At 54.6% G+C, this 17,731-nt stretch carries 11 protein-coding genes; all 11 read left to right on the forward strand.

Annotation, left to right across the window (positions count from 1 at the left end):
* Window positions 1-13 precede the first annotated feature (13 nt).
* The 11 genes from F0P93_RS25625 (at window position 14) to F0P93_RS25675 (ending at window position 17,518) form a co-directional block, all read left to right on the forward strand.
* Entirely contained in the window at window positions 14-1,063 is a 1,050-nt protein-coding gene (locus F0P93_RS25625) for an efflux RND transporter periplasmic adaptor subunit (RefSeq protein ID WP_150880585.1), read from the forward strand.
* Between the two features lie 97 nt (window positions 1,064-1,160).
* On the forward strand, window positions 1,161-4,307 hold the full coding sequence (locus F0P93_RS25630) for an efflux RND transporter permease subunit (protein WP_150880586.1): 3,147 nt from the start codon (window positions 1,161-1,163) through the stop codon (window positions 4,305-4,307).
* A 174-nt stretch (window positions 4,308-4,481) separates the two neighbouring features.
* The gene (locus F0P93_RS25635) at window positions 4,482-4,727 is read left to right on the forward strand and encodes an acyl carrier protein (RefSeq protein ID WP_150880587.1); all 246 of its coding nucleotides are present in this window, start codon (window positions 4,482-4,484) and stop codon (window positions 4,725-4,727) included.
* 72 nt (window positions 4,728-4,799) lie between these two features.
* Window positions 4,800-5,768, forward strand: coding sequence for a GDP-mannose 4,6-dehydratase (locus tag F0P93_RS25640; protein ID WP_150880588.1), 969 nt, complete (start codon window positions 4,800-4,802; stop codon window positions 5,766-5,768).
* Window positions 5,769-5,794: 26 nt separating this feature from the next.
* Window positions 5,795-7,336, forward strand: coding sequence for an ArnT family glycosyltransferase (locus tag F0P93_RS25645; RefSeq protein WP_150880589.1), 1,542 nt, complete (start codon window positions 5,795-5,797; stop codon window positions 7,334-7,336).
* A 137-nt stretch (window positions 7,337-7,473) separates the two neighbouring features.
* Complete coding sequence (locus tag F0P93_RS25650) at window positions 7,474-9,813, forward strand: GAF domain-containing protein (protein ID WP_150880590.1); 2,340 nt, start codon at window positions 7,474-7,476, stop codon at window positions 9,811-9,813.
* A gap of 10 nt (window positions 9,814-9,823) precedes the next feature.
* A complete protein-coding gene (locus tag F0P93_RS25655) occupies window positions 9,824-10,384 on the forward strand; it encodes a Pycsar system effector family protein (RefSeq protein WP_310588019.1) in 561 nt (186 codons plus the stop codon).
* Between the two features lie 635 nt (window positions 10,385-11,019).
* Window positions 11,020-13,314 (forward strand): DUF4331 domain-containing protein, encoded by a 2,295-nt coding sequence (locus F0P93_RS25660; protein WP_225309644.1) that lies wholly within the window; start codon window positions 11,020-11,022, stop codon window positions 13,312-13,314.
* A gap of 107 nt (window positions 13,315-13,421) precedes the next feature.
* The gene (locus F0P93_RS25665) at window positions 13,422-14,750 is read left to right on the forward strand and encodes a tetratricopeptide repeat protein (protein WP_150880591.1); all 1,329 of its coding nucleotides are present in this window, start codon (window positions 13,422-13,424) and stop codon (window positions 14,748-14,750) included.
* A 37-nt stretch (window positions 14,751-14,787) separates the two neighbouring features.
* Window positions 14,788-17,061 (forward strand): TonB-dependent receptor, encoded by a 2,274-nt coding sequence (locus F0P93_RS25670; RefSeq protein WP_150880592.1) that lies wholly within the window; start codon window positions 14,788-14,790, stop codon window positions 17,059-17,061.
* A 211-nt stretch (window positions 17,062-17,272) separates the two neighbouring features.
* Complete coding sequence (locus tag F0P93_RS25675; RefSeq protein WP_150880593.1) at window positions 17,273-17,518, forward strand: hypothetical protein; 246 nt, start codon at window positions 17,273-17,275, stop codon at window positions 17,516-17,518.
* The last annotated feature ends 213 nt before the right edge of the window (window positions 17,519-17,731 follow it).

Here is a 17,731-nt window from a genome sequence, read left to right on the forward strand (position 1 = left end):
AGCTGTTAACACCATGAAACGCATCATCATTGTACTGGTTCTCATTGGCACCCTCGGTCTGACCGCCTGGACACTCCTCGACAACAAAGAAAAAGTAGAAGCCAAAGTCTATAAACCCGACGCCGACCTGAAAGTGGGTGTGCGGACGGCCGTAGCCGAACTCCGCAACCTGTCGGAAGAAACCCTGTTCCTGGGCTCGTTTTTGCCCAACCGCGAAGTCGAAATCCGGCCCCAGGCCGGTGGCCAAATCACCCAGTTGCCGATTGAAGAAGGCCAACTGGTTGGCACAAACCGCCTGATTGCCAAACTGGACGACGAACAGCTTCATTACCAGATCGAAGCCCTGCAAGTGACCCTGGAAGGCTACCAGAACGACGTTCGGCGGTATGACGCGCTGGTGAAAGGCGACGCCACCCCGGCCATCAACCTCGAACGTGCTCAATTGAACATCCGGGCCACCGAAGCACAGATCAAGCAACTCAAAAAGCAGATTGCCAACACGACCGTCACCGCTCCTTTCTCGGGCATCGTAACCCAGAAAATGGTTGAAAAAGGGTCGGTCGTTTCCGTCGGTTCGCCGATTGCCAAGATCACCGACATTTCTTCGCTGAAACTGGTGGTCGATGTACCGGAAAAAGCCATCAACCAGTTCCGCGTTGGGCAGTCGCTGCCGATTGAAACCGAGGTGTATCCCAACGTCCGGTTTACGGGACGCGTGACGATGATCGGTGCTGAAGGCGATGCCGCCCACAACTACCCGGTTCAGATTACGGTGAACAACTCCGGTGCCAATCCGCTGAAAGCCGGTATGTACGGTTCCATTGCCAACCAGAACAAACTGAAAACGCAGACGCTGGCCATTCCCCGTCAGGCCATCATGGGTTCCGCCAAAGCTCCGCAGGTCTACGTGGTTGAAAATGGCAAAGCGGTGTTGAAACCGGTGGAAATCGGTGCCACGACCAACCAGTATTACGAAATCACGAAGGGTCTGAAAGCGGGCGATCAGGTGGTCACCAGCGGTCAGATCAACCTCCAGAACGGCACCTTAGTCAATGCACAATGAAATTATTGCGTGAATTAGTGATTGAGCGATTGAGTGACACCACGTATCAGCTCTTCACTCAATCACTCATTGACTCAATCACTCAATAAAAAAGTCTATGAACTTCTTCGAAACCATCATCAAGCGCCCCTCGATGATTATCGTGCTCTTCGCGATATTGACCATCGGCGGCATATTTTCCTACCAGATGTTGAGTTATGAGTTGTTGCCGGAATTTTCGGTACCCACCATCACCATCACCACGGTTTATCCCGGAGCGGCTCCATCGGAAGTCGAAACGGAAGTCAGTAAAAAGCTGGAAGACGCCATTTCCGGACTCGACAACCTCGACGACATAAAGGCCAATTCGTTCGAGAATGCCTCCGTTATTATCGTCGGTTTTAAACCGGGTACCGATGTCGATAAGGCGCTGGAAGATGCCCAGCGGGCCATCAACAAAATGGTGAGCGACTTGCCCGAGGATGTAGAAACCCCGTCGCTGTCGAAAATCTCACCCAGCGATCAGCCCATCATGCAATTACTGGCGACCTCTTCCCTGCCAAACGAAGTATTCTACCAACAGATGGAAGACAAGTACCTGCCGGTGATGCAGCAGATCAAAGGGGTGGCTGAAATTACGATGGTGGGGGGCGAAAAACGGGAAATCCGCGTTAACGTCGACGACGACAAGCTGAACTACTACGGTTTATCGCTGCTTCAGGTCACGCAGGCTATTAACCAGGCCAACCTCGACTTCCCGACGGGAAAGGTTAAAAGCACCTCGGAAAACATGACGCTGCGGCTGGCGGGCAAATTCAATTCGCTGGACGACATCCGGAAACTGGTGGTTGTGACGCCGAAAGACGGCAGCCCGATTCGGGTGGGTGACGTCGCCAATGTAACCGACGGTTTGACCGAAACCTCCAGCATCAGCCGCTACAACGGACAGAACGGAATCGGGTTGTTCGTCAAGAAACAATCCGACGCCAACGCGGTCGAAATCAGCCGATTGATGCAGGAAAAACTGGCGCAGATCGAAAAAGACAACGCCAAAGACAAAGTGCAGTTTGCGATTGCCTACGACAGCAGCGTGTTTACGCTCGAATCCGTGGAAGCCGTGACGCACGATTTGATTCTGGCCGTTGGTTTGGTGGCTGTCGTGATGCTGCTCTTCCTGCACAGTTTCCGGAATGCCTTCATCGTCATGGTATCGGTTCCGGCCTCATTGGTGTCGGCTTTCCTCTTCATGTTCGTGATGGGCTATTCGCTCAATTTGATGACGTTGCTGGCCCTGTCGCTGGTAATCGGGATTCTGGTCGATGACTCGATTGTGGTTTTGGAAAACATCCAGCGACACCTGGAAATGGGCAAAGACCGCTGGCAGGCGACGCTCGATGGCATGAAGGAAATCGGGTTTGCTGCCGTTGCCATTACGCTGGTGATTGTGGTGGTGTTCGTGCCGATTACGTTCGTGGATTCGGTCATCGCCGACCTGCTGCGTCAATTCTCGCTGACGGTCGCTTTTGCCACCATGACCAGTCTGATCGCCAGTTTCACGCTGACGCCCTGGATGACATCCCGGATGGCGAAACTGGAGCATCTGAACCCAAAAAATCCGTTCCAGGCGTTTCTGCTCTGGTTTGAACGCGGACTGACGGGTCTGACCAACTGGTACCACGGCAGCCTGAAATGGGTATTGACCCACAAGCTGGCTTTCACCGGCATTCTGGTAGCACTCTTCGTGTTCACCGGCTGGGTGATGAGTCTGGGGATTATCGGTTCGCAGTTTGTGGCGGAGGGCGATCAGGGGAAATTCCTGCTGACGATGAAAGTCGACAAAAGCGCGTCGCTGCAACACAACAACCTGACCACCCGCCAGATTGAGGATTACCTGCGTAAAAAACCGGAAGTCCGCAGCATTTTCACAAACGTAGCCGGGGCCAGTACCGGTTTGAACAGCACCGGACAGGGCGAAACCAACCGGAGTGAATTGACGATTGAACTGGCCGAAGCCAGCGAACGGCCTGGTCACCAGCCCACGGAAGCCTACATGATTTCGCTGCGGAAAGAACTGGAGCAGCGTTTTCCCGCTATCGAGTTCAAATCTTCGGTGGTCGGTATAGTCAATTCCGGTACGGCTCCCATCGAGATTTTCCTCAGTGGCGATAACATGGACCAACTGCTGGCTTCGGCCAATGACCTGGGAAACCGCATCCGGAAAACCCCCGGTGCCAACGACGTCAACGTGTCCATCGAATCGGGAAACCCGGAGGTGCGCGTGGAAATCGACCGCGAGAAAATGGCGAAACTAGGCCTGAACATTCAAACCGTTGGAGCCACGCTGCAGAATGCCTTTGCCGGGAACGACGACTCCAAATTCCGCGACGGTGGTGAAGACTACGACATCCGCATCATGCTCGACGCCTTTGACCGGAAAAACCCGGACGACGTCAAGAACATCAATTTTGTCAGTCCACAGGCGGGTCGTACGGTTCGGTTGGCAGAATTCGCCAACGTGAGCCTGAGCAACGGCCCTTCGCTCCTGGAACGCAAAAACCGCCGGTCGTCCGTGACCGTAACGGCCAACGTGTTAGGCATTGGTTCGGGAACGCTGACCGCTACGATTCAGGCCGAGCTGGCCAAAAACCCGCTACCCGCTGGCGTAACGCTCAGTTGGGGTGGAGACGCCAAAAACCAGAGCGAAGGCTTTGGTTCGCTCGGAATCGCGATGCTGGCCGGTTTGATGCTGGTGTATTTCATCATGGTGCTGCTCTACGACAGCTTCATCTACCCGCTGGTGGTGTTGACGTCGGTTCCGGTTGCGGTGGTGGGTGCCTTGCTGGCCCTGGCCCTGAGTTCGTCAGACATCGGGATTTTCGCCCTGCTGGGGATGCTGATGCTGATCGGTCTGGTGGTGAAGAACGCCATTCTGATCGTCGACTTTGCCAATCAGCAGAAGGCCCAGGGCGTTCCGTACCGGCAGGCGATTCTGCACGCGGGTGAAGAACGGCTGCGCCCGATTCTGATGACGACCATCGCCATGGTGATCGGGATGATTCCGATTGCGATCGCCAGCGGTGCCGGTTCGGAGTGGAAAAACTCCCTGGCCTGGGTGTTGATCGGTGGGCTGACCAGCTCAATGATCCTGACGGTTTTTCTGGTTCCGATGGTCTATTACCTCGTCGACCGGACGCAGGAGTGGTTTTCAAACCGCTTCAGCAAAACCAAAGCGACCAAAGAGGTGGCCGAAACCGCTGTTTACTAACCATAAACTGATTAGGACTTTCGCTTTCTGCCCCTAATCCCCTAAAGGACGGTCGGCCGCTGCCGGACTTGAACACAGCTTAATCCAGATTCAAAAGTCCGGCAGCGGCCGACCGTCCTTTAGGGGATTAGGGGCAGAAAGCAAAAAGCCATACTAACATCAACTACTTTTATTATGATCGCTGAACAAATTGACAACCGCCTGCACGACCTGCTCGTCGGCATGGGTATTAACCAAACCGCGCTGACGGATCACACCAACTTTAGTAAAGATCTGGGGCTTGATTCGCTGGACATTACCGACCTGTTGCTGCAGGTCGAAATCAATTTCGGCATTCGCATTCCGGACCAGGAATGGTGGAAGCTCGAAACCGTTGGTCAATTGAAAGAGTACCTGGCTCAGGAAACGCAATTTGACTAGACCCGGCTTGACCACACCCTTCTGATTTACGTATAGACCTTACCGTCGTCTGCCTGTCGGCGATGAAAACCTATGAACATTCTCTTAACCGGTGGAGCGGGTTTTATTGGAACCCATCTCACTAGAAAACTGCTCGATGAAGGGCACATTGTCCTGGCGGTCGACAACTTTGGTTCCAACTACGACCCGGCTCTGAAACGCCGGAACGTGGCCCCTTTCGAAAACCGACCAGGCTATTACCTCTTTGAAGGCGATATTCGGGAGTCCAGTTTTCTGCATTTGTTGTTCGGTACCTACGCCGTCGACGTGGTGGTGCATCTGGCCGGACTGGCCGGAGTGCGCCCATCGCTGCAGCAACCGGCTTCCTATTTTGACACCAACGTAACCGGTACGGTAACGCTGCTGCAAACGATGCGGGATTTCAAGGTTAACAAAATGGTGTTTGCCTCCTCGTCGTCGGTTTATGGGGAGCGCAACGAAATCCCGTTTCGGGAAACGGACCGGATCGAAGAACTGGCTTCTCCCTATGCCATTTCCAAGCGAACCGGCGAGATGCTTCTTCAGAATTACCACCAGCTTTTCGGCCTGAATGCCTATTGTCTGCGGTTTTTTACGGTCTATGGCCCCAACCAGCGGCCCGACATGGCCATTTCCCGTTTCATCCAGCGGTTGTTCGACGGCGAACGGATTCAGCTTTTCGGCAACGGACAAAGCCTGCGCGACTACACCTACGTGAACGACATCGTAGCGGGTATTGTCCGGGCCATCGAACGGGTCAACGGATTTGAAATCATCAACCTGGGCGGTGCCCGCCCCGTTGCCCTGATCGATCTGGTCCGGAAACTCGAACAATATACCGGCCGTAAAGCCCGGCTCGATTACCGGCCCGAGCAGCCCGGCGACGTCAGCCAAACCGCTGCCGATCTGACCAAAGCCGCGCATCTGCTGGGCTACCAGCCGCGTGTTTCACTCGAGGAAGGCTTGCAGCGCATGGTGAACTGGTTTCAGGCAGAACATACGTCGTTGCTGGAAGAAAAGTAAAGTACCACACCGTCAAGTCGATAGCCATGTCAACGGCGCCCGTTTTTAATTCCAATCCCTTTCACGCGCTCTACAGCCGCTCGCTCGGCATTACCCGATTCTGGAGTCTGATGGGGATCATTACGCTGGTGAAAGGCGTCTATGTCTATTTCGGTCCCGATCTGTTTACGGAAGAAGCCCAATACTGGCTCTGGTCGCGGCACCTGGACTGGGCCTATTACTCCAAACCGCCCCTGATCGCCTTCGTCAACTCCCTCAGTTCGGGGCTGTTCGGGATTTCGGCCCCGGTGGTCCGGCTGAATGCGGTTTTGTGCGGACTGGGAATTTCGTATTTCGTTTTCCGACTGGGGGTCGAACAGTTTCGCAGCCACCGGGTCGCGGTGCTGGGCGTGATGTTGCTGAACGTCAGTCCGTTTTTGGTAACCGCAACACTGTTTTTCACGACGGATTCGTTGCTGATGCTGGCCTGGGCCGGTGCCTTGCGGTATTTTCTGCGCTACGCCGATACGGGTCAGCCCGGCGACGGCTGGCGAACGGCCGCCTTCGTGGTTTTCGGAATGCTTGCCAAACCGACGATGGTGCTTTTCGGCTTCGTGGTGCTGGCGGGTAGTGGCCGGGATTTTGCCCTGATTACCCGTCGGTTGCTCGCATTCGCATTACCGGTTTTGGTGGGCTTGCTGCCTTCCCTGATCTGGAATTACCAGCACGACTGGGTGACGTTCCGGCATATTTTTACGCTGGCAGGCGGTTCGGGGTCTTCGTTCCTTCATCGCAACGCTCTCGGTCAACTGCTGGAATTTGTGGGTGGTCAACTAGCCTACGGTTCAATTTTTATCGTCGCCGGTCTGTTGCTGGCCCGCCCCTGGAAACTTCCGATGGTCGACCACGCCCGGCTTTTACCGTTGTGGCTGGCTCCGGCGCTGATTCTGGCGGGATTTGCGGTTCTGTCAGTTCACAAACGCGTGGAAGTCAACTGGCCCTCGGCGACGCTGGTGGCCTGGCCGCTGGTGGTTTCGTACCTGTTGCACCGGCGCTACCGCCGGTGGTCGGAAACGCCCCGGGTGGCCTGGCCCGTGGGGCTGTCGGTGGCTACCCTCCTGCTGATTCTGCAACCCGGCTGGCTCGATGCCGTTGCCGGACGCCCGGTTTTACCGGTCAAAGCCGATCCCCTGTACCGGCTGGCAGGTTGGCGGCAGATCGGACAAACCGTCGATGACTTCGTCAAGGATCTGCCGCCGGGTCATTTTGCGATTGTGAGCGACAGTTATCACACGGCGTCCGAGCTGGCGTTTTACGTCGACGGGCATCCGGATACGTACTGCCTGCCCAATGCAAACCGACGCATGAACCAGTTTGATTTTTGGCCACCGCCCCCCGCTTCGCAGCGGCAGAACATCGTGTATGTGAGCGAAGATCCCCTGTCGCCAGAAGCCCGGGCGCAGTTGGGGCCGGTGTTGCGGCAGGAGGTCTGGCCGGTGTATTACCGAAACGTGCGTGTCCGAACCATGTACCTTTACCACGCTCAAGGGTATTATCCCAGAACCGTCAAAAAGCCGGTACTGTATTGAGAATTAATACTGCCACGACGCAACTCACGGATTGGCTTCGTTGTTCAATAAACAAAAACATCCACCTTGCTTTTGCCCTTGGTGTCCATCCGAACTCAAGCGTTAAGCGTGCTATTTGCTGAAAATTATATAAAATCATGGAAACGACCCTTTCTGTTTCCCCATCGGTCTCTTTTCCGTTCGAAGTCAAGTTGTCGTTTCAGCCCTTCGTTGCTTTTCTAAAAGCGCAACAGGAAAAAAATGCCACCAATGCCGCTCTGTCTGGTCTCTACGACCACCTGCTGGAGCAGTTTGAAAACGTCCCCACGGCGGACGAAACACCGCTCGAAGAGATTATCGGGCCGGACCGGTTAGCGAGCCTTTTTCAGTTGGCGTCGCTGGCGGTGATGCCGTTGTCTGCCACCGGTCAGAACGTTGCCTACACCTTTGGTTTGCCCGTACCGATGAAGATTCTGTACCAGTCGGCCCGGTTTACGCACCTGATCGAACAATTTCCGGATTTGTTGTCGGAACTGCCCAAGGACATTTGCGCGGAAGACAAACTCCGTTTTCTGTACCAGCTCGTTCTTGAAAAGTGCTATAAGATACCGCCCGTCAAAAATGCGAATCCCAGCTTTCGGTTTCAAAAACACAAAAACGGACTCACCCGGTATTTTCGGATCGACATCAACAACACGTTCATCGAGCCGCATCTGAACCGTTCCCTGCCCGAACTACAACCGTCCTGGGTTGATTTTGCCAACGGAACCGGCCCCTTGCCGGAGCCTGAGGAGCAGTTGCCGCTTGGTGAATTTACGTCCGAAGGCTTTGCTTTTTTTGTGGTAGAAGACATCACGGAGGCCGAAACCGTTCAGCAATTGCAGGCGGTTTTCACCCATTTGCATTCAGACGCCGAACCGGTCATTTACCGTCGTTTCGAAACCGCCCTGCGCAATCTGGTTGGCCAGACCGACCTCCAGATCAGCATCGTTCCGTTTTCGCAGGTGAACGGTTTTTACGTCCATCAACCGGAGGTAAGCGCGCGGAGTGTTTTCTTCCGGCATTCGAGCACGGTCATCGACGGCTACGATCCGGCCACGCAGGCCATCATTCACAACCTGATCCTGAATCCGGCCCCACTCCTGTTTCCGGATCTGAAAGGGCTGCCCGGCAACGAGCAACAGCTTTTGACCAAAAAAGGAATTCGCAGTTTCGCTTTTTACCCGGTCGTGAACGGAAGTGAAATGCTGGGCGTGCTGGAAATGGCCAGCCCGCATTCGACGGCGTTCGGAGACAACGTTCTGGAGAGAATTCAGCGGGTGATTCCGCTCGTGCAGGAATTGCTGCGGTATCAACTGCATCAGTTCAAACAAAATCTGGAACGACTGATCAAAACCAAGTTTACGCCCCTGCAACCCGCCGTTGAATGGAAGTTTAATGAGGTGGCCTGGGAATACCTGCGGCTCGACAACAAGGAGTCGTTCAACAGTGAGGCTACGCAGGTACGGTTTCCGCAGGTGTACCCGTTGTACGGCGCGATCGACATCCGCAATTCGTCGAACGAACGCTACAAGGCCGTGCGCCAGGATTTCGCCGACCAGTTGGACACCATTCAGACGCTGCTGGGTCAGGCCGAGTTGCCGGACGAACTGGCGCTGCCGAATCAGCTCATGGCCACGGCGTATTCCTGGCAAAACAAACTCACAGCCGGGCTGAATCCGGAAGACGAACTGGGGATTTCGGACTTCCTGGCGCTGGAAGTCAATCCGTATTTGCAACACCTGCGGCTCCATTATCCGCAACTGGATACGCCGGTCCAGCGGTATTTCAAGCGCACGAATGCCACCAACGGGCAATTCAATCAGGCGTTGCAGGTCTACGAACGAAGCGTCGAATGGCTCAATACGGCCGTCAATACGTTCATCGAAAAAGAGGAAAAACAGCTTCAGACCATTTATCCGCATTATTTCGAGCGCTATCGGACCGACGGAATGGAGTATACGATCTACGTCGGTCAGTCCATTGCGCCCCAAACGCCCTTCGAACCAGGTTTTCTGCGGCATCTGTATGCGTGGCAACTGAAGTCGATGGTGGAACTGGCTTCCCTGACGCACCTGCTGTTGCCCCGCTTGCCCCTGGCGTTGCAAACCACCCAACTGATTCTGGCCCATTCGCAGCCGGTAGACATCAGTTTCCGGCAGGATGAACACCGGTTCGACGTGGAAGGCTCCTACAGCATCCGGTATGAAGTATTGAAAAAGCGGATCGACAAGGCGTATATTGCCGGAACCGAGGAACGGCTGACGCAGCCCAATACGATTGCGCTGGTATATTCCAACCGTCGGGAAGTGGCGGATTACCTGCCCTTTATCACGGCTTTGCAGGAACAAAAGAAGCTGACACCCGAAATCGAATACCTCGATCTCGAACCGTTGCAGGGTGTTGCCCGGCTGAAAGCCATTCGCCTGCACCTCAACTACCCGGAACCGGTCCGTTAACGCTACGAACGTGAAAGACAACCAGCCGGTGCGGGGCATTGAAACCATGTTTCGCACCACCTCGACCAACCACGTCTACCTGAGCGACATGGCCGACAGCAAAGCCAACATTCTGATTTCGGTCAACTCGATCATGGTTTCCGTTATCGTTTCGGTGCTGGCCCTTCAGATTGACGAAAACCCGACGCTGCTGGTGCCGATGGTGCTGATTCTGACCACTTCGTTGCTGACCATCGTCTTCGCCATTCTGGCCACCCGCCCCAACGTGACCAAAGGCACGTTCAAGCGGGAAGACATCAAAAAAAAGAAAGGCAACCTGCTCTTTTTCGGCAATTTTCACCGCATGAGCCTGGAAGACTTTGAATGGGGAATGAGCGAACTAATGAAAGACAGCCGGTATTTGTACGGCACCATGACCCGCGACATTTATTACCTCGGGCGCGTACTCGCTAAAAAATACCGCCGGTTGTGGATTGCCTACAACATCTTTATGTTTGGCTTCGGCATCTCGATTCTGGCCTTTCTGATTGTTTTCGTTCGAACCATGCTCATTGCCGCCCTGAGTTACTAGCCCCTTCTACCTCTCTTACCCGCGCGTTGTTTTGCCTCCGAAACCAGCCATCGGGGGTCGCTTCCGGATTTTTTTGATCCGATAAATCCGTTTTTAATTTCATACCGTATATCTGTTTGCTCAACAGCTTACTTCCCAGTTTTTCTCCGGTAAGTACCTCATTCTTTTCATACTACAACCCGATCATACGTTCCGCTCTGGTGCCGAAATCCGGCGTTTAAGCGGCCCTTCGGACGGTTTTCATGAACACAAAAATGGTCCGATAAATTAATTGAATCCTAACCTGATAAAAATGAAATTAATTATGAAAAAAAGTATATTTGCCAGATTGAGTTTGTGCCGTGTCCTCTGAAGCGACAGAACCGGAACAGCCCGGTACCAGCGCAGAGGTTTTCTTTCCAAAAGTTCAGTGTATTTGTCAGTGCCGATTACGAAAATACGCGCGTTTTTATGCGGATGTCCGTGCCTCCGTGTAAAATCAATTCATGCATCCCCAGCAACGAGAGTATAAAAACCGGTAAACCGGCGGGACGTTTTTCTGAAGAAAACAGAAAGCGGCTGTTGCATTCATCTCATTCTATCGACAACCTGCTCGTTAACGTTTCCTATTTTTTTCACTTTCAACCATATTCACTATGGCCATCTCTCCTATGCTTTTGAGACAACTCAGGCGTTCTATCCTGAGTTGTCTCCTGCTGCTGCTGACCATCGGCAGTTTTGCCTCCAGCCACCGGGAAGCTCCCCTGATCTCGAGCGATCCGCTGGCCGACAACACGGACGTCTACGCGTTCAAGAGTCCCGATGATCCGAACACCATCACGATCATCGCCAATTACATTCCGTTTGAATTGCCGGAAGGCGGACCGAACTATTACAATTTTGGCCCCAACATCCGGTATGAGATTCACATCAAGAACAAAACAACCACGGCTGCCGACGACATTACGTACCGGTTTACGTTTACGAACAGCAACCAGGATGCGACCACGTTTTTCAACATCCGGCTGGGTCAGCAAAACCTGAAAACCGTCTACCGCTGCGAAAAAAGCACCAACGGCGGGACAACCTGGGTCACTATCGTCGCCAATGGCGTGGTGCCACCGGCCAACATCGGGCCCCGTTCCATCGAGGGGGGTGTTGGCCTGGGAGCCAGCTCGTATAACACGCTGATCGAACAGGCGATTACCACGGCATCGTCGGGCGAAAAAGTGTTTTGCGGCCCCGCCGACGACCCCTTCTTCGTCGATTTGGCGGGGGCTTTCGACGTTGGCAACTTCCGGCCTGAAGGCAACAAAATCAATCCGCCCAAAGACGGTCTTGCCCGGTACAACGTCCACAGCATCGCCCTGAAAATACCGGTCAACCTGTTGCAAAAAGACGGCAAAAGCGTCGAACAGGCATCTACCATTCTTGACCCGGATTTCGTCATCGGCGTGTGGGCATCGGCCAGCCGCCGGCAAATCAAAAGTTTGAATTCGGGGGGCGATGTAGGCTACGACGGCGGCTGGGTGCAGGTTTCGCGCCTGGGCATGCCGCTGACCAACGAAGCCGTCATTCCAATTGGCATGAAGGACAAATGGAACGCGATGACGCCCTACGGCAACAACGATCTGCAGTTTGCCGCCAACTTTACCAATCCTGAACTGGCGCTCTACATGGACGATTCCAAGTTTGGCGGAGCGGTCGGGTCGTTGAAAGACCTCCGGATTCAGGCTAATTCGCTCGGAGCGTTTGATTTCCGCAATGGCAGACCGGGTTTATTCAGTCTGAAAGGCAGCTCCGCGCTAACCGGCACGGCCCTCGACGATGCCATCTTCGGCACCATCCTGCTGCCCAACAACGCCAGCCCCCGCGCCGTCGATCTGCTGCCCATTTTCTACACCGGCGTGCCGAACCTGCGACCGTATCAACTCGCCACGGGCAAAGGCGGCAATCCGCTGGCGGCCGGAAAACCCTTCATTCACAACTTCCTGCCCACGCTGGGCGATATGCTCCGGCTCAACATGGCCGTTCCGGCAACGCCCCGCAACCACGCCAAATTCAGCACCCTGGGGCTGGTGGGAGCCGCCGTGCTGGGGCTGACCGATCCGATGTACACCAATCCCACCCTCCAGTTCATTCCCAACATGGACGGTTTTCCCAACGGACGGCGGCTGGAGGATGACGTGACGACGATTGAACTGCAGGCCGTCGGTGGTGTGGTGCTGGCCGCCATTGGCCTGTGGTACGACGACTTCGTGCCAGGTGGCAGTCCGGTGACTCCGCAACTGGGCAGAGTGCTGGGTTTCAACGCGGGGGTTACCAAAAACGATACGACCTTCAAAAGTGCCTTCCCGTTTGTGCAGGACCCCTGGCGCGGCTTCATCGGCAGTAGCTATGAGCCGAATCAGAAGCTGGCCGTAACCGTACAGAATTACAACTGTACCACCGGCGACATCACCTTCGGACGCATCGGGGGCGACCCAGGCCGGACGGTCGAATACCGGGCTGCGGGAGTCGTCAACGGCGTTTACGGCACCAGCATCAACCGGCAGATTGAGTTTGGCGTGCGAAACGATCCCAACAACAGCACGATTATCCTCATGGGCCGGTATGTCGGGGATGCGGCTTCGGAGGTGAGTTATACCTTCAACTTCCGCACGCACTGCGCGCCAGCCCGCATCTCGGCAGAATCGGAGCCACTATCCGTTCGCGTTCTGGGCAACCCCTCCTCCAAAACCGAGGTGACGGTGGAAGTAACCGGTGCTACCGGCCAGTCGCTGCATTTCTCAGTGATCAACAGCCAGGGGCAACAGTTTGGCGAACACGCGGTACCCGCAGCGGGCTCGGTCGAACGCCGGACCCTGCGGCTGGGGCAACAAACCGGGGTCTATTTCCTGGAAGTGAAAACGCCCACGGATCGCCAGATTATTAAAGTGCTTCGGCAATAAACTGGTGCGGATCAGGTCGGGAATTGGGTGAGTTTATTCCTCAATTCCCGGCTTTTTCCAACCAAAATAAACGATTCCTCATTCCTCCGCATGGGCGGTTTCGATTCATGGCAACACCTATTCTTCTTTTCCGACCACTCGTTTCGACAGGCATCACGAGTTTTCTCTCCCTCCTCCTGCTGGTGCAGATCAGTTGTACCGAACGCAAAAAAGCGGGTACCGAAACGGCGGCTTCGCCCGGTTCGACCCTGGAAATACCGCCCCTGTTCGAACGCCGGGGCGAGCTGGCCACCGCTGTCGAATGGCCACGTACCAAAGAAAAAGTGGACGAGCTTCAGAAAAAGATCAAAAAAACACCCGGCGATATCAAACCGCGTTTGCAGTTGGCCGTCATTTACCTGTCCGAAGCCCGCATCACCGGTGAACACCCGTATTATTACCCGGCGGTTTTGACCATTCTGGATGGCGTCCTGGCGATGGACCCAAAAAACTTTGAGGCTACAACCTTTAAGTCGTCCGTCAAAATGTCGCAGCACCAGTTTGCCGAAGCCCGCGAACTGGCCGAAAAAGCCCGGCAGATCAACCCCGACAACGCCTACGTGTATGGTGTGCTGGTGGATGCCAACGTTGAGCTGGGGCATTACGACGAAGCCGTGGCGATGTCGGACAAAATGCAGCAACTGAAACCGTCGCTGGAATCGTATTCACGGGCGTCGTACCTGCGCGAAATCTACGGCAATTACCCCGCTTCGATTGAAGCTATGAAGCTGGCCGTTCAGGCGGGTTTACCCGGTTCCGAACCCTATTGCTGGAGCAAAAATATCCTGGGCCACCTCTACGAAACCACCGGGCGGCTGGCCGACGCCGAGCAGCAATACGACGGCATTTTAGCCCTGCGGCCCAGTTATGCCTTCGCCCTGGCCGGAAAAGCCCGAATCCAGAAATCCCGCAAAGAATACGACCAAGCGTTAACGACACTCGAAAAAGCCGCCGGGATTATGCCCGAGTTTTCGTTCCACGAAGAAATGGCCGGGATTTATGCCCTGCAGGGTGAGCAGGAAAAAGCGAAGAAAAAGTTTGCCGAAGTGGCCACGATGCTCGACGAAGACGCCCGTTCCGGCCACGCCGTCGACCTCGAACGTTGCAAACTCTACACCAAATCCGGACAACTGGATTCGGCCCGGGTTTACGGGTTGAAGGAATACCGGAAACGGCCGGAGAACATCGACGTCAATCACGCGCTGGCGTGGGTCTATTTCAATCAGAATGACCTGAAAAAAGCGCAGGAGCACATGCAGGTTGCGCTGAAAACCGGAAGCAAAGACCCCGAACGGCTGCAACAGGCCGCTGCCATCGAAGTGGCACTGGGACACGTTGAAATGGGAAACCGGCTGGTTGCGCAGGCCCGGAAAATAAATCCTACCTTCGCACTTTAATCCCGAATGAATGCGATCTGACGACTAACCCGGTTTTATGAAACGAACGCTTTACGCCCTTATCCTGACCTTCATCAGCCTTCAGGCGTTTGCCCACCTCGGCGATATTTCCGGTACCGTCCTCGACCAGACCACCAATCTGCCCCTGCGTGGGGTGGTCGTGCAACTCACCGGTTTGGGCAAAGGCACGGTGACCAATGAATTGGGGCAATACCGTTTCGTGGGGCTGGTAGCAGCTCCCTATAAAATCGAGCTTTCACACATCGGCTTTAAATCGCTGGTTCTCAACGTAACCATCAAAGACGATGAAACGATCACGCTGAATACGGTTTTGAGCCGGTCGTCCATTGAGTTGCGGGAGATCGTCGTTTCAGCGCAGCAGGCGCATGACCAGCAACTGATCAGCAGCCTCGATATCAAGATGCGGCCCATCACCAACTCGCAGGAAATTCTCCGGATGGTGCCGGGTTTGTTCATCGGGCAACACGCGGGGGGCGGAAAAGCCGAACAGATTTTTTTGCGGGGATTCGATATTGACCACGGCACCGACATTCGCCTGACGGTGGATGGAATGCCGGTCAACCTGGTTTCGCACGCCCATGGACAGGGCTACGCGGATTTGCACTTCGTCATTCCGGAGCTGATCGAAGGCGTCGATTTCAGAAAAGGCCCCTACAACGCAGAAAAAGGCAATTTTACGACGGCGGGCTGGGCCGATTTTCGAACACGCACGACATTGGACAAGAGTTTTGCCAAGCTGGAAGCCGGGCAGTTCAATACGTACCGGGTCGTGGCTGGTTTGGATTTACTGGGGGAAAAGGGGCGTACCAAAAATCAATCCGCCTATCTGGCGTCAGAATATTCGTATTCCGATTCCTACTTCGATCATCCGCAAAACTTCAAGCGCCTGAATGTCGTAGGCAAATACCACGGCCACCTGTCGGCCCAGACCAACCTGACGCTGACGGGATCGACGTTCTGGAGCAAATGGAACCACTCCGGCCAGATTCCCAACCGGGCCGTGGCGTCGGGCTTAGTCGGTTTTTTCGGCTCCGTCGACCCGACCGAAAGGGGCGAAACGAGCCGCACCAACGTCAATGCCGAGCTGGTGACGGTGACGCCCAACCAGTACACCATCAAAAACCAGGTCTTCTACAGCAACTACCAGTTCGAGCTGTATTCCAACTTCACTTTTTTCCGGGACGATTCGCTCAACGGCGACCAGATCCGGCAGAAAGAACACCGGAATCTGTTTGGCTACAACGGCAGTGTTTCACGAACGGATTTTGCCGGAAATACCCGGTTTGTGTCCACGGCGGGCCTGCAATACCGCCAGGATCTGACGCACCACACCGAACTGTCGCACACCCGAAACCGGACCGAGACCCTCGAACGGCGGCAATTTGGCAACATCAATGAACGGAATGCCAGCGCTTACGTGGATGAACTCATTCAATTTTCCGACCATTTTTCGCTCAATGCCGGGATTCGGCTCGATTATTTCCGGAGCCAGTACGACGATTTGCTGCGGCCAGCGGACGGTTTGAAACGGGCGGATGCGGCCCTGATTTCGCCCAAACTCAATCTGTATTACACGGTGAATCCCCGGTTTCAGGTCTATCTCAACACCGGAAAAGGCTTTCACTCCAACGACACCCGTGTGGTGGTTCTCCGGAACGGACGGGACATTCTGCCGCCCGCCTACGGTTCTGATTTAGGGGTCATTTTCAAACCGTTCCCCCGTTTGCTCGTCAACGCGGCAGGCTGGTATTTGTGGCTGCAACAGGAGTTCGTGTATGTTGGGGACGAAGGCGTGGTGGAACCGAGCGGAAAGTCACGCCGATACGGGGTCGATCTGTCGGTCCGCTACCAGTTGACCCACCACCTGTACGCCGACCTGGATCTGAATACCGCCAAACCCCGCGCCATCGGCGTCGAATCCGACCCATCCGGTCGGGACCAGAATTACCTGCCGCTGGCGCCGACGTTTACGTCGACCGGTGGCCTGACGCTCCAAAATGCGGGGCGATGGAGTGGCTCGTTGCGGTATCGGTACCTGGGAAACCGGCCAGCCGACGAAACCAATTCCATTGTGGCCCAATCGTATTTTGTGACGGATTTACAGGTCAATTATACGCGTCCCCGCTACCAGCTTGGCTTGTCGGTGCAAAACCTTCTGAATACCCGCTGGAAAGAAACCCAGTTTGCCACCGAAAGCCGCCTGCGTGGCGAGACCACCCCGGTCAACGAAATTCACTTCACCCCCGGAACGCCCTTGTTTGCCCGGCTGAGCTGGACTTTTTTCTGGTAAAAAATCAATTCCTCATTTGCCGAATTCTGCGCCAACTGGCCTGATATTTGCTATTTTTTTTCCATACCCGCATGGGTAGGACAGAATTAACATACAGCCCGGCCAATCGAGTCGGGTTTTGTTTTGACTTTTAGTATACTTGCACAAACATATCTGTTGATTGTATTTTATTGTAAAAAAGTGAGATGTACCTTAAAAAATAGTTGTGTGTATGACTAACTTATTCAGTAAAACGAGAGAAACCGTCATCGCGGGTCAATTCAAAAGCCAGACCACCCTCTTCTCGATGACGCCATCGACCCGGTTCGAGCGAAGATGCCACATCCTGTACGAATCGTACAGCCGCTTTATCGACGACGGTGAAAAACTCCTCGCGGCCGATATCCTGAGCATCATGAAGGACGTGCTCGATGATGAAATCAAGGCCCTGAATACCCCGGCGATTTCCAATAAATAATCCAGGTCGGCGACAGGGGCGGTTTTCCGGAAAACCGTGTTATTCCCTTATCCCTGCGCAACCGATGGGAATAAAAAAGTTTTTTTGAGAATAGCGCATTTCATTGACCGCCCGGATTGACCGAATCACCCGGCAATCCGGACGGTTTGCTTCGTTTTTTGGGTTGACCAGTCCGGCAAGCGGTTTCTTTGTTTCGTTCAACCAGGGCATCAC

It is taken from the genome of Larkinella humicola, assembly GCF_008727875.1.
Lineage (GTDB): Bacteria > Bacteroidota > Bacteroidia > Cytophagales > Spirosomataceae > Larkinella > Larkinella humicola.